We start from the raw sequence: 13,893 nt of genomic DNA on the forward strand, positions 1-13,893 counted from the left end.
GATGACCCAGCCTCTTCTGAGTATTGATAACCTGTCGATTGCTTTTTCAAAGCAGGGTGAGACGCGCACCGTGGTCAACGATTTATCGCTGCAGATCCAGCCAGGGGAAACGCTGGCCCTGGTCGGCGAATCGGGTTCAGGCAAAAGCGTTTCGGCGCTCTCCATCCTGCGGCTGCTGCCTTCTCCGCCGGTGAGCTATCCGCAAGGGGACATTCTTTTTCACGGCCGTTCGCTGCTGCATGCCGACGAACATACCCTGCGCGGCATTCGCGGCAACAAAATCGCGATGATCTTCCAGGAGCCGATGGTTTCACTTAACCCTCTGCACAGCCTCGAAAAACAGCTTTATGAAGTGCTCTCCCTGCACCGAGGGATGCGCAAAGAGGCCGCGCGGGGAGAAATTCTGGATTGTCTTGAACGCACAGGCATACGCAATGCGCCCAAACGGCTGAATGATTTTCCGCATCAGCTCTCCGGCGGCGAACGCCAGCGCGTGATGATCGCCATGGCCCTGCTGACGCGCCCCGAACTGTTGATTGCCGACGAGCCCACAACGGCTCTGGACGTGACGGTACAGGCGCAAATACTGACGCTGCTGCGGGATCTGCGTGACGAGCTGAACATGAGCCTGCTGTTTATCACGCACAACCTGAGCATTGTGAGAAAGCTGGCCGACAGCGTCGCGGTGATGCAGAACGGACGCTGTGTTGAACAGAATACGGCGTCCGCGCTGCTGAGTGCCCCACAGCACCCCTATACGCAGCGCCTGCTCGACAGCGAACCCTCCGGCGACCCGGTTCCTCTCGATGCGGACAGCACGCCGCTGCTGCGCGTTGAGGATCTGTCCGTCTCGTTCCCGATCCGCAAAGGTATTCTGCGCCGCATTGTCGATCGCAACCCGGTGCTGAAAAACCTCCGCTTCTCGCTGCGCCCGGGTGAATCCCTGGGTCTGGTGGGCGAATCCGGCTCGGGTAAAAGCACCACCGGTCTGGCGCTGCTGCGCTTAATCGCCTCGCAGGGGGAAATCCTCTTTGACGATATGCCGCTGCACCGCTGGAACCGCCGCCAGATGCTGCCCGTGCGTCCCCGCATGCAGGTGGTGTTTCAGGATCCCAACTCCTCGCTTAACCCACGGCTCAGCGTGTTACAGATTATCGAAGAGGGTCTGCGCGTCCATCAGCCCGGCCTGAGCGCGCAGCAACGCGAGCAGGAGGTCATGCGGGTCATGACCGAAGTGGGTCTAGATCCCGAGACGCGCCACCGCTACCCTGCGGAATTTTCCGGTGGGCAGCGCCAGCGTATCGCCATTGCCCGCGCGCTGATCCTGAAACCGGAGCTGATTATTCTGGATGAACCGACGTCATCGCTGGACAGGACCGTACAGGCGCAGATCCTGGCGCTGCTGAAAGGGTTACAGGAAAAGCACCGGCTGGCCTATATCTTTATCAGCCATGATTTACAGGTGGTGCGGGCGCTATGCCATCAGGTGATTGTGTTGCGTCAGGGAGAGGTGGTCGAGCAGGGTGATTGCCAGCGCGTATTTAGCGCGCCAACGCAGCGCTACACGCGCCAGCTGTTGTCGTCAGACTAGCGCTCAGAATGGATACTGGCCGGAGAAAGGCTCTGCAATAGCAACGCCAAAATTTTTCAGGCGGCAGGTAGCAGCAAACTCGTCCTGGCTTTTCACAAACAGGCACGGCTCACCTTCGCACTCCAGCACGGAGCTGTCCACTTCGATATCCGTCAGGGCCTGACTGAGACGCTCCATCACCCGCCAGGCATTTTCGTCGCTCGGGCTCAGCAGCTTGAGCGCCACCAGGCAATTTTCACAGCCCGCGACGTTTTGCGGAATCGGTTCAACTTTCGAACCAGCAAAACCCGCCGACCAGCGATAGCTCTGGGGCAAGCGATGGACAATAGAAAGTTGTAATGTATTCACGTTCGTTCCCCGGAAGCAAAATTTACTTCACAATTTATTTACATTTATAGTAACACATCATCGCCAGCCTGCACTATTCAGCACTTTTTTATCGGTATTCAGGCTCGCGTCGGCGCTATATGTACCCGTTTCTGCGATCTAACTCAACCTTTTTGAATACAATGATGTGACTTTTTACACAAATAGATTTTACATAAAATAAACAAACACGGAATAAACGAACGGGGGTTTGGTTGATATGCATCAACAAAAAAGGCCCTTCCGGGCCTTCTCTGCGTTTTAGTGGGCCGCTTTTCGCGGTCGACTGGCGTAAAGATAGAAGAGTATCGAGCTGGTTGCGCAAAAAGCCATCGCCCACAGCATGGGCCATGCCGTCGTAAAGGTGGCCATCGAAAGCAACGCCCCGACGATAGCGCCGATGCCGAAGCGGAACGTCCCTGCCAGAGATGATGCGGTTCCTGCCATGTGCGGAAACTCATCCAGGATCACCGCCATCGCATTGGACGACACCATCGACACGCAGCCAACAAAGGCCGCCACGCCGACCACCAGCGCCCAGAAGCCCACGCCCAGAAACGCGCTCACCACCAGCCAGATCGCCATCACAAACTGGATCCACAGCCCGGCGCGGAACATCTTCAGCGCCCCCACCCGCCGGACAAAGCGGCTGTTGATGATAGTCATGATGAACAGGAAGACGATGTTAAGCGCAAAGTAATAGCCGAAGTGCTGCGGCGAAACGTGGTTCAGCTCTATATAGACAAACGGCCCGGCGCTCAGGAAGGAGAACATTCCGGCGAAGCTGAACCCGCTTGCTAGCATATAGCTGAGCACGCGCTTGTGGCGAAACAGCGAGGCAAAGTTGCCGATGGTGGTACGGATGTGAAACTTCTGGCGGCGCTCGACGGGAAGCGTTTCATTAATAAAGAAGAAGATCATCGCGGAGGCCAGCAGCGCGGCCAGGGCCAGGATCCAGAAAATCACATGCCAGCTGAACCACACCAGCACCGCACCACCGGCCATTGGCGCCACCAGCGGCGCAATCGTCGTCACCAGCATGACAAACGACATCATGCGGGAGAACTCTTCTTTCGGGTAGATATCGCGCATCAGGGCGTTAATCACCACGCTTGCCGCTGCCGCCGCCAGACCATGGAAGAAACGCATGACAATCAGATGATCGATAGTCTGCGCCAGCGCGCAGGCAACCGCAGCGGCCGCAAACACCAGCGTCCCGCCCAGAATGACCGGCTTGCGTCCAAGGCTGTCGGCCATCGGGCCATAAAACAGCTGGCCGAGGGCAAAGCCGAGAATATAGGTGCTGAGCGTCATCTGCGCGCTGCCCGCCGGAACGCCAAACTGCGCGGAAATGACCGGCAGCGCGGGCAGGTACATATCGATAGACAGCGGCATCAGCATGGCCAGCAGGCCAAGAATGAAGACGATTTTGAACGACGAGTGTGGCCTGGTGGTCACAGAGTTCTCCTGAAATTAGTGCGAAGGCAGACCGACGCTGGCGATCTCTTCTTCCGTTAACGGGCGATATTCGCCAGGCGCCAGGTCGGGATCGAGTTCAATCGCACCAATCCGTTCGCGATGCAGGCCAACAACGTGGTTCCCCACCGCGGCAAACATACGTTTCACCTGATGGTAGCGCCCTTCGCTGATGGTCAGGCGGACCTCCGTCGGGGTGATGACTTCGAGCACCGCCGGTTTGGTCAGATCTTTTTCATTATGCAGCTGAACACCTTTCGCGAAGTGCTCTGCCGTGTCATCCGACACCGGTGACTCCAGCGTCACGAGATAGGTTTTCTCGCAGTGGTGGCGTGGAGAGGTGATGCGGTGCGACCACTGACCGTCGTCGGTCATCAGCACCAGCCCGGTGGTGTCGATATCAAGTCGGCCTGCGGCGTGCAGCTTGTGCGCCACCGGCTCGTCGAGGAAATAGAGCACCGTCGGGTGATCCGGATCGTCCGTTGAGCAGACGTAGCCTTCCGGCTTATTGAGCATGAAGTAGCGCGGACCGTGCTGCTGGGCCAGCGGATTGCCGTCATACTCCACCTGATGGTCAGGTTGCAGTTTGAACGCGCTGTCTCTCACAATGTCGCCATCCACGGTAACGCGGCTGGCGCGAATTTCGCGCCCGGCAATAGCGCGGCTTACGCCGAGTTGCTGAGCGATAAACTTATCAAGTCGCATGAAATCTTTTTAGCCTTAATGGTGCAGGAAGTCGGACAACAGGTCCGAAAAAAGAAGCAGTCTGGAACGGTTCAGTATAATGGTCTGGTTGCGCCACTCAAGGGAAAAAGTTTCGTGGCATACTATGTGCGGAATAACGAAACCGAGACTCCATGACTTTTACACTTCGTCCCTATCAGCAGGAAGCCGTTGACGCCACCCTCGCCTGGTTCCGTAAACATCGCGAGCCGGCGGCGATTGTGCTCCCGACCGGTGCAGGCAAAAGCCTGGTCATTGCCGAACTGGCGCGTCTGGCCCGCGGCCGCGTGCTGGTGCTGGCGCACGTTAAAGAGCTCGTCGCGCAAAACCATGCCAAATATTGTGCACTTGGGCTGGAAGCCGATATTTTCGCTGCCGGGCTGAAGCGTAAAGAGAGCCACGGCAAAGTGGTGTTTGGCAGCGTGCAGTCGGTGGCCCGCAATCTGGACCTGTTTCGCAGCGAATTTTCGCTGCTGATTGTCGACGAATGTCACCGCATCAGCGATGACGACGACAGCCAGTATCAGCAAATCCTGTCCCACCTGAAAGAGGTGAATCCTCACCTGCGCCTGTTGGGCCTGACGGCGACCCCGTTTCGCCTGGGGAAAGGCTGGATCTATCGTTACCATTATCACGGCATGGTGCGCGGCGATGACAAGGCCCTGTTTAGCGACTGCATCTACGAGCTTCCTCTGCGCTACATGATTAAACATGGCTACCTGACGCCACCTGAGCGGTTGGATATGCCGGTGGTGCAGTACGATTTCAGCCGACTGCAGGCGCAGAGCAACGGGTTATTCAGCGAAGCGGATCTTAACCAGGAGCTGAAAAAGCAAAAGCGCATTACGCCGCATATCATCAGCCAGATAGAGGAGTTCGCCGCGACGCGCAAAGGGGTGATGATCTTTGCCGCCACCGTTGAGCACGCGCGAGAAATCACCGGGTTACTGCCCCCCGGCGACGCGGCGCTCATCACCGGCGAGACGCCCGGCCCCGAGCGCGATCGCCTGATTGAGGCCTTTAAAGCCCAGCAGTTCCGCTATCTGGTTAACGTATCGGTATTGACCACCGGCTTTGACGCCCCGCACGTCGACCTGATCGCTATTTTGCGTCCGACCGAATCGGTCAGTCTGTATCAGCAAATTGTTGGCCGCGGCCTGCGTCTGGCGCCGGGGAAAACCGACTGCCTGATTCTGGATTATGCCGGTAACCCGCACGATCTCTATACGCCTGAGGTCGGCGCGCCAAAAGGGAAAAGCGACAACGTGCCCGTGCAGGTCTTTTGCCCTGCCTGCGGGTTTGCCAACACATTCTGGGGCAAAACCACCGCCGACGGCACGCTGATCGAGCATTTTGGCCGCCGCTGTCAGGGCTGGTTTGAAGATGATGAAGGGCATCGCGAGCAGTGCGATTTCCGCTTCCGGTTTAAAAACTGCCCGCAGTGCAACGCCGAAAACGACATTGCCGCTCGCCGCTGTCGGGAATGCGACACGGTGCTGGTTGACCCGGACGACATGCTCAAAGCAGCATTAAAGCTGAAAGATGCGCTGGTACTGCGCTGTTCCGGCATGGCGTTGCAGCCCGGCGCCGATGAAAAAGGTGAATGGTTGAAAATCACCTATTACGATGAAGACGGGGCGGACGTCAGCGAGCGCTTCCGGCTCCAGACGCCTGCCCAGCGAACGGCCTTCGAACAGCTGTTTATTCGCCCGCACACCCGCACCCCGGGGGTGCCACTGCGCTGGATCACCGTGGCGGATATCGTGCACCAGCAGGTGTTATTACGCCATCCGGATTTTGTGGTCGCCCGCAAGAAAGGCCAGTTCTGGCAGGTGCGCGAGAAACTCTTTGACTACGAAGGTCGCTTCCGTCGTGCCAATGAATTGCGCGGTTAGCGGGACTTTTCATTGATGTGGGGGGCATTTGAGTATAAAATGCCGCCCGCTTCACATCCGTGAGGCAGAACACTCACCTGCTGCTGGGTCGCCTGTAGTAGGGTTTTAAATACAGAGAGAAATCAATGTTTACTATCGAAGCAGAAGTACGTAACGTGCAGGGTAAGGGTGCGAGCCGCCGCCTGCGTACCGCTAACAAGTTCCCGGCTATCGTTTACGGTGGCGAAGCTGCTCCAGTTGCAATCGAACTGGATCACGACAAACTGTGGAACCTGCAGACCAAAGCTGAATTCTACAGCGAAGTTCTGACCATCGTTGTTGGCGGTAAAGAAGAAAAAGTGAAAGTTCAGGCTGTTCAGCGTCACGCGTTCAAGCCAAAACTGACTCACATCGACTTCGTTCGCGCGTAATCGCAAACCTGTCGAAAAAAACCCCGCTTCTGCGGGGTTTTTTGTGCCTGCTATTTACCGCCCGAGGTGCGGCGCTGAAGCTGATCGCGCAGATTCGGCGGCGTGCCCTTAATGGTCAGCGTATCGGTGGCCGGATCCCAGAAGATACGTTCACCCAGCAGCATCGCATCAAAGTTAATGGTTAACCCACCGCCGCTGCCGGCAAACTTGGTTAACTGACGCAGCGTGCTGCGATCCGCCGGGAAGCTCTCTTCAAGCTCATAGCCCTTTTCTGCGGTAAATTCCTGGAAGCTGACTTCGCTGACGCCCGCCAGCTCTTTTGACAGCGACTCCAGCTCAATCTCTTCCCCTGCCTGCAGCTGTTCGTTGCAGTAGCTGTAAACCTGCTGACGCACCGTCTGGCGCTCAGATTTATCGAGCTGCGCTTCTGCTGTGAAATCGTCAACCGCCTGGAGCAGCCCTTTGTTCTGCGCTTTGGCGTTAAGCCCTTCACTGGCACCGAGGAAGTCCATAAAGAAATCCGCCACTTTGCGGCCCACGCGTCCCTTCAGGAAAGTCAGGTAGCGGGTCGACTCCGGGTTGGTTTCCCACTCGGTCAAATCAATACGCGCCACGATATCCGCATGGTTAATGTCCAGATAATGCGTCGAGCTGATATCCAGCTGCTCGTTCACGCGCATGCTGCTTAAGTTATTCAGCACGGTAACCAGCAGATACTCGACCGCCAGATAGCGGTAGTGGCAGAACAAGACAATCCCGCCGTCGGCGAACGGATATTTAGCCAGCTCGTCGCGCAGACGCCCGGTTGCCGCACGGCTAAACGCCAGGAAATCCTCTTCACCCTGGCGCTGCAGGCGCAGGCTATCGGCCAGTTCGCTGTCTTCGCTGAAAAGACCATAGGCTTTATTTTTGGCGCTGTAGACGCGATGCAGCTCTGCCATCATCTCCACCACGGTCGCCGTGGGTTCCAGTAACGAATCGCGCAGCACCACTTCAAGGGTTTGCTCATCACGCTTGATAAGCTGGTGCAAGGCAATCTGGTTGATTTCCAGACTCATGATAAACTCTCCTTTTAGACCGGGCGGTATTCAACCACCACCAGGACATGTGTGCAACAACAGATAAAAAAGGGGAAAAAAAGCTGTTGCTACGGTAATATGTTGCCCTTTCATCAACAAACTGATTTTGATTTATGCCACAACATTCCCGCTACAGTGATGAACACGTTGAACAACTGCTCAGTGAGCTGGTCAACGTACTGGAAAAACATAAAACGCCGACCGATCTCTCCCTGATGGTTTTGGGAAATATGGTCACCAACCTGATTAACACCAGCGTTGCTCCGGCTCAGCGTCAGGCGATCGCAAAATCTTTCGCCCAGGCTTTACAGTCGTCCGTCAGCAACGACCCGGCCCATTAAGGGATACGAACAACAGTTTATGGTGACGAATCGTCAGCGCTACCGTGAAAAAGTCTCCCAGATGGTCAGCTGGGGGCACTGGTTTGCCCTGTTCAACATTCTGTTGGCGACGGTCATTGGCTGTCGTTATCTGTTTGTCGCAGACTGGCCAACAACGCTAACCGGGCGTGTCTACTCCTGGATAAGCGTTGTCGGTCACTTTAGCTTTTTGGTTTTCGCCACCTATCTGCTGATCCTGTTCCCCCTGACGTTTATCGTCATGTCGCAGCGTCTGATGCGGTTCTTATCCGCCATCCTCGCGACGGTGGGGATGACGCTGCTGCTTATCGACAGTGAAGTGTTCACCCGCTTCCACCTGCATCTTAACCCCATCGTCTGGGAACTGGTGATTAACCCCGACCAGAACGAAACGGCCCGTGACTGGCAGCTGATGTTTATCAGCGTCCCGGTGATCCTGTTGATTGAGATGCTGTTTGCGACGTGGAGCTGGCAAAAGCTCCGCAGCCTGACCCGGCGACGCCATTACGCGAAGCCCGTCGCCGCGCTCTTTTTCGTCTCCTTTATCAGTTCGCACATCATGTATATCTGGGCGGATGCGAACTTCTATCGCCCTATTACCATGCAGCGTGCGAACCTGCCGCTCTCGTACCCGATGACGGCCCGTCGTTTCCTCGAGAAACACGGCCTGCTTGACGCTCAGGAGTACCAGCGCCGTCTTATCGAGCAGGGTAATCCGGAAGCCGTCAGCGTGCAGTATCCTCTGAGCGATCTACGCTATCGCGATATGGGGCGCGGGCAAAACGTCCTGCTGATCACCGTTGATGGCCTGAACTATTCCCGTTACGAGAAGCAGATGCCTGTGCTGGCCGATTTCGCGAGTCAAAACGTCTCGTTTACTCAGCATATGAGCTCCGGTAACACAACCGACGCGGGCATCTTTGGCCTCTTCTATGGCATTTCAGCCGGATACATGGACGGCGTACTCTCTACCCGCACGCCTGCGGCGCTGATCACCGGGCTGAATCAGCAGGGCTATCAGTTAGGGTTGTTCTCATCCGATGGCTTTAACAGCCCGCTCTACCGCCAGGCGCTGCTGTCCGATTTCTCACTGCCAGCGGCACAAAATCAGTCCGATGCGCAGACCGCCGGCCAATGGATAAACTGGCTTCAGCGCTACGCGCAGGAAGATAACCGCTGGTTCTCATGGGTTGCCTTTAACGGCACAACGCTTGCTAACAGCAATAAGAGTGATTTCGCGCGCCGCTACGGCCGCGCGGCGGGTGATGTTGATGCGCAGATTGGCCGCGTGCTTGACGCGCTACGTGAGTCCGGCAAGCTGGATAACACCGTGGTGATCGTGACCGCAGGCCATGGCGTCCCGTTAGGTGACGAGACGAAGAGCATGAGCTGGTCACGCCCGAACCTGCAGGTTCCGCTGGTGATCCACTGGCCTGGCACCCCGGCACAGCGCATCAATATGCTTACCGAGCATAAAGATGTGATGACTACCCTGATGCAACGCCTGCTGCATGTCAGCACGCCAGCGAACGAGTATTCGCAGGGACAGGATCTCTTCAGCGCTGCGCGCCGCCATAACTGGGTCACGGCTGCCGGGAATGACACGCTGGTGGTGACCACACCGAAGCTGACGCTGGTGCTGAACAGTAACGGGAATTATCAGACGTATAATCTGCAGGGTGAACGGTTGAAAGACCAGAAACCGCAGCTGAGCCTGCTGCTGCAGGTCCTGACGGATGAGAAGCGCTTCATCGCTAACTGATTAATAATAAACCAGTTAGCGACAGATTCCCTTGCATTCAAAACGGAATCGAGTAGTATTCTTTTTATGCGTCGGCACGTAGCGCAGCCTGGTAGCGCACCGTCATGGGGTGTCGGGGGTCGGAGGTTCAAATCCTCTCGTGCCGACCAAAAACATACTGAAAACCAGCCTGATGGCTGGTTTTTTTATTTCGCCTCGTCCGGGGTTTTGCGCAGATACACCAGCGTAGCCAGACAAATCACCGCTCCGGCATAAAACGTATATTCCGCGCCAAACGTTTCCCATATCGCGCCGGCTCCCACGCTGGCGATTAATAATCCCACGCCGCTGACCAGACTAAAAATACCGAAAGCAGTGCCGCGCAGATCGGGCGGTGCGGTTTTAGCGATCATTGCCGCCAGTAATCCCTGGGTCATACCCATATGTACTCCCCAAAACGCGACGCCCAGAAGCATTCCAGCCCAGTGGGTGCTCAGCGCCAGCACAATATCTGCCCCAATCAGCATCACCAGGCCCCACTGCAGTAATCGGGTGTGGCTCATCCCGTCCGACAACTTGCCAAACGGATAGGCAGAGAGGAAATAGAGCAGATTCATGGCCACCATCACCAGCGGGATCAGCGCCAGCGGCACCCCCGACTGCTGTGCGCGCAGCACAAGAAATGCTTCACTGAAACGTGCGAGCGTGAAGATGGCTCCCAGGCCAATGACCCACCAGCAGCCTTTCCCGAGACGCCTGAGGTTCTCTTTTTTGATGGGGTTCGTGCGTTTATGTTCGACGGGCGTTTTCGGCTCATGCAGGCCGAAGAAAAGCAGCGCCACGGCGAGCACGCCGGGGATCACCGCGATCCAGAAAATCGTGCGGAAGTCATCGTTCCACAGCAGCATTAATCCTACGGCCAGCAGCGGCCCGAGAAATGCGCCGACGGTGTCCATCGACTGACGCAGCCCAAAGGCCGCGCCGCGAAGTTCCGGCGGCGTAACATCAGCAACCAGCGCATCGCGCGGCGCTCCCCGTATCCCCTTCCCGACCCGGTCGATTAAGCGCGCCCCAAGGATCATGCCGGAAGAAGAGGCGATAGCGAACAACGGTTTACTCAATGCGCCAAGACCGTAGCCCAGAACCGCCAGTCCTTTACGCTTGCCCAGATAGTCACTGATGGCGCCGGAAAACACCTTGATAAACAGCGCCGTAGCTTCAGCCAGACCTTCAATCAAACCAATGAAAATAACGCTGGCGCCCAGCGTCGTCACCATAAACAGCGGCAGCAGGCTGTGGATAATCTCCGAGGAGATATCCATTAACATACTGACGCCGCCCACCACCCAGACTCCTTTCGGGATCCGGCTGAGCGTTGCAAACCGGGATAACATTGCGCATCTCCTGCTTCATGTTGCACTGTCTTGTCCGAAACAGATTATCCTGGAAATGCGAATAAAAATTATTAGACATAAAAAAAGCCACCCCGCAGGATGGCTTCGATATCGCAAATCGGCGTCTAGTGTTTATCACGTCCGCCCAGGAAGAAAATGCCCAGCGGGATGGCCAGCAGAACGGTGAACACCAGGCTGTAGACAAAGATCATCGCCGACTGCAGGACATACATGCTGGTTGTCCAGGCAGAGAGAGGAATGTTGTACTGTTCGATAACGCCAACAATCGTGGCCCGCCCCACGCACGCGGCAGCAATCATAAACACAACCAGCAGCGCCAGGAGGAACTTGCGGCCTTCAGGCGTTTTCAGTTTTGCACGAACCATCTCTCTTCCCTTTTACAGATGAATAACATTAAAGAGGGTCTAAAATAACACAAACGCCTGCCGGACTCCATGCCAGTACAAATCTCTACTTAAGTGGCAAATATGTGGTTTATTTCGCTATCCATATTGAAAATGTAAGTAAATAACACCAATCATTCATAGTTGATATGTTAACCTGTGCAGGATCGTTTTGACATAAAGGAATGACAATGAAAAACGCACCTAAATTTGCCATCGCACTCATCGCCGCCGCATGTGTCAGCACCAGTGCTTTCGCCAGCGAAACCCCTAAAGAGCAGCCGCTGGAAAAAGTCGCCCCGTATCCGAAAGCGGATAAAGGGATGAAGCGTCAGGTGATCCAGCTACCGGCACAGCAGGATGAAGCGAATTTCAAAGTGGAGCTGTTGATTGGCAAGACGCTGGAAGTGGATTGCAACCAGCATCGTCTGGGCGGTCAGCTGGAAAGCAAAACGCTGGAAGGCTGGGGTTATGACTACTACGTCTTTGATAAAGTGACCTCTCCGGTCTCCACCATGATGGCCTGCCCGGACGGCAAGAAAGAGAAGAAATTTGTGACAGCGTATCTGGGCGACAATAGCCTGCTGCGCTACAACAGCAAGTTGCCGATCGTGGTTTATACGCCTGAAAACGTGGAAGTGAAGTATCGCGTGTGGAAGGCTGAAGAGAAGATTGAGCAGGCTGTCGTACGTTGAAATTAAGTCGGGTGGCGGCTTCGCCTTACCAGACCTACAAACAACACCGAACATAGGCCGGGTAGGCGTCAGCGCCCCCCGGCTTTTTTACCTTACAGCGCGATATCCGCAACCGGTTTGTTTTCCGGCTGAGGCTTCAGCTCCGCTTTCGGCGCAGCATCCGCAGCCTGCGGTTTGATGTACTGCAGCTGCAGTACGCGGCTGGTGTATTCCAGCTCCTGCTCCGTCGCGTCCACGTTACCGTTCAGCTTCGTGCCGTAGGATGGAATAATGGTTTTCAGCTTCGCCTGCCATTCCGGACTGGCGACTTTATCTTTAAACACTTTTTCCATCAGGTGCAGCATGATTGGCGCAGCGGTAGACGCACCCGGTGACGCGCCCAGCAGTGCGGCGATTGTGCCATCCTTATCGCTCACCACTTCGGTACCCAGACGCAGCACGCCGCCCTCTTTCGGATCGCGCTTGATAATCTGCACGCGCTGACCCGCCTGCCACAGACGCCAGTCTTCTTTCTTAGCCTGAGGATAGTACTCTTTCAGCGCTTCGAAACGATCGTCGTCAGAGAGCATCACCTGGCTAATCAGGTATTTCACCAGATCGAAGTTATCCAGACCCACGTCCATCATCGGCTTGACGTTAGAGGTGGTGGTTGCGCTCAGCAGATCCCACAGGGAGCCGTTTTTCAGGAATTTAGTGGAGAAGGTCGCGAACGGTCCAAACAGCACCACGCGTTTGCCGTCAAGCATACGGGTATCGATGTGTGGAACGGACATTGGCGGCGCGCCCACGGAAGCCTGACCGTACACTTTTGCCAGATGACGATTCACCACTTCCGGGTTATCGGACACCAGGAACTGACCGCCGACCGGGAAGCCCGCGTAGTCGTCAGCTTCCGGAATACCGGACTCCTGCAGCAGCTTCAGCGCCGCACCGCCCGCACCGATGAAGACAAACTTCGCCTTGATGACGTGTTCAGCTTCATTGTTTTTCAGATCGGCAACGGTCACGCTCCAGCTATTATCCGCGTTGCGCTTGAAACCGCGCACTTCGGTGCTGAGCTGCAGATTGAAGTTCTCTTTTTTCTTCAGAGACGTCACCAGCTGACGGGTAATTTCGCCGTAGTTAACGTCAGTACCAATTTCGGTTCGGGTCGCCGCCACTTTCTGGTTCGGGTCACGACCTTCCATGACCAGCGGAGCCCACTCTTTAATCTGCGCGTGGTCTTCAGAGTATTTCATCCCGCGGAACAGCGTGCTCTGCTGCAGAGCGGCGTAGCGCGCGCGCAGGAAGTTGACGTTCTGCTCGCCCCACACAAAGCTCATGTGCGGCACGGTGTTGATGAAGGAGTGCGGGTCGTGCAGCACGCCGCTGTTGACCTGATGAGACCAGAACTGGCGAGAAACCTGGAACGCTTCGTTGATTTCTACTGCCTTCTCGATACTAATGGAACCGTCCTTTTTCTGCGGCGTATAGTTCAGTTCCATGAGTGCCGAATGGCCGGTACCGGCGTTATTCCAGCCGTTCGAACTCTCCTGCGCCACGCCATCAAGGCGCTCGACCATGGTCATAGACCAGTCCGGCTGCAGTTCTTGCAGATAGGTTCCCAGCGTGGCGCTCATGATCCCGCCACCGATTAAAAGGACGTCCGTTTCCTGCTCTTTTGGTGCGTCAGCTTTCGCCGCCATGGAGACGGTGTTAAGCCCCACGGCCAGAGAAAAGAGCATGGCAGTCATTTTTTTCATAATTTATGCCTTAGTGTA

At 56.0% G+C, this 13,893-nt stretch carries 13 protein-coding genes and 1 tRNA gene; 7 read left to right on the top strand and 7 right to left on the bottom strand.

The window, feature by feature from the left end:
• Position 1: 1 nt before the first annotated feature.
• Entirely contained in the window at positions 2-1,591 is a 1,590-nt protein-coding gene (yejF, locus tag FOY93_RS15185) for a microcin C ABC transporter ATP-binding protein YejF (protein WP_143345336.1), read from the top strand.
• A 3-nt stretch (positions 1,592-1,594) separates the two neighbouring features.
• Here yejF and FOY93_RS15190 read toward each other — a convergent pair whose 3' ends face one another.
• From FOY93_RS15190 to rsuA, 3 genes are all read right to left on the bottom strand, one after another.
• Positions 1,595-1,939 (bottom strand): YejG family protein, encoded by a 345-nt coding sequence (locus FOY93_RS15190; protein WP_008500952.1) that lies wholly within the window; start codon positions 1,937-1,939, stop codon positions 1,595-1,597.
• A gap of 279 nt (positions 1,940-2,218) precedes the next feature.
• Complete coding sequence (locus FOY93_RS15195; RefSeq protein ID WP_143345337.1) at positions 2,219-3,415, bottom strand: Bcr/CflA family multidrug efflux MFS transporter; 1,197 nt, start codon at positions 3,413-3,415, stop codon at positions 2,219-2,221.
• A 15-nt stretch (positions 3,416-3,430) separates the two neighbouring features.
• Positions 3,431-4,138, bottom strand: coding sequence for a 16S rRNA pseudouridine(516) synthase RsuA (gene rsuA / locus FOY93_RS15200; protein WP_133294833.1), 708 nt, complete (start codon positions 4,136-4,138; stop codon positions 3,431-3,433).
• A 152-nt stretch (positions 4,139-4,290) separates the two neighbouring features.
• On the opposite strand from rsuA, the gene radD reads away from it, so the two are divergent.
• Positions 4,291-6,051 (top strand): DNA repair helicase RadD, encoded by a 1,761-nt coding sequence (radD, locus tag FOY93_RS15205; protein ID WP_136195444.1) that lies wholly within the window; start codon positions 4,291-4,293, stop codon positions 6,049-6,051.
• Between the two features lie 125 nt (positions 6,052-6,176).
• The gene (gene rplY / locus FOY93_RS15210; RefSeq protein WP_008500956.1) at positions 6,177-6,461 is read left to right on the top strand and encodes a 50S ribosomal protein L25; all 285 of its coding nucleotides are present in this window, start codon (positions 6,177-6,179) and stop codon (positions 6,459-6,461) included.
• A 50-nt stretch (positions 6,462-6,511) separates the two neighbouring features.
• Here the strand turns inward: rplY and yejK are convergent, their stop codons facing one another.
• Complete coding sequence (yejK, locus tag FOY93_RS15215) at positions 6,512-7,519, bottom strand: nucleoid-associated protein YejK (protein ID WP_109845346.1); 1,008 nt, start codon at positions 7,517-7,519, stop codon at positions 6,512-6,514.
• 134 nt (positions 7,520-7,653) lie between these two features.
• Between yejK and FOY93_RS15220 the strand changes: the two genes are divergently transcribed.
• The 3 genes from FOY93_RS15220 to FOY93_RS15230 all read left to right on the top strand — a co-directional run bounded on the left by FOY93_RS15220 (position 7,654) and on the right by FOY93_RS15230 (position 9,810).
• Complete coding sequence (locus FOY93_RS15220) at positions 7,654-7,881, top strand: YejL family protein (protein ID WP_008500958.1); 228 nt, start codon at positions 7,654-7,656, stop codon at positions 7,879-7,881.
• 19 nt (positions 7,882-7,900) lie between these two features.
• A complete protein-coding gene (yejM, locus tag FOY93_RS15225) occupies positions 7,901-9,661 on the top strand; it encodes an LPS biosynthesis-modulating metalloenzyme YejM (RefSeq protein ID WP_115875868.1) in 1,761 nt (586 codons plus the stop codon).
• A gap of 72 nt (positions 9,662-9,733) precedes the next feature.
• Positions 9,734-9,810 (top strand) — tRNA-Pro (locus tag FOY93_RS15230).
• Positions 9,811-9,846: 36 nt separating this feature from the next.
• Here FOY93_RS15230 and FOY93_RS15235 read toward each other — a convergent pair.
• Both FOY93_RS15235 and FOY93_RS15240 read right to left on the bottom strand, forming a co-directional pair.
• Positions 9,847-11,034, bottom strand: a complete 1,188-nt coding sequence (locus FOY93_RS15235) for an MFS transporter (protein WP_115875869.1) — start codon at positions 11,032-11,034, stop codon at positions 9,847-9,849.
• 125 nt (positions 11,035-11,159) lie between these two features.
• Positions 11,160-11,420, bottom strand: a complete 261-nt coding sequence (locus FOY93_RS15240) for a DUF2534 family protein (protein ID WP_010433451.1) — start codon at positions 11,418-11,420, stop codon at positions 11,160-11,162.
• A gap of 209 nt (positions 11,421-11,629) precedes the next feature.
• Here FOY93_RS15240 and eco point away from each other — a divergent pair, with 209 nt between their 5' ends.
• Positions 11,630-12,133 carry a serine protease inhibitor ecotin gene (gene eco, locus FOY93_RS15245; protein WP_045351839.1) on the top strand — a complete coding sequence of 168 codons (504 nt, stop codon included), beginning with the start codon at positions 11,630-11,632 and terminating at the stop codon, positions 12,131-12,133.
• 92 nt (positions 12,134-12,225) lie between these two features.
• On the opposite strand, the gene mqo is transcribed toward eco, so the two are convergent.
• Complete coding sequence (mqo, locus tag FOY93_RS15250; protein WP_047652540.1) at positions 12,226-13,875, bottom strand: malate dehydrogenase (quinone); 1,650 nt, start codon at positions 13,873-13,875, stop codon at positions 12,226-12,228.
• Between the last annotated feature and the right edge of the window lie 18 nt (positions 13,876-13,893).

The sequence above is a fragment of the Enterobacter sp. 18A13 genome (assembly GCF_007035975.1).
Classification (GTDB): Bacteria; Pseudomonadota; Gammaproteobacteria; order Enterobacterales; family Enterobacteriaceae; genus Enterobacter; species Enterobacter vonholyi.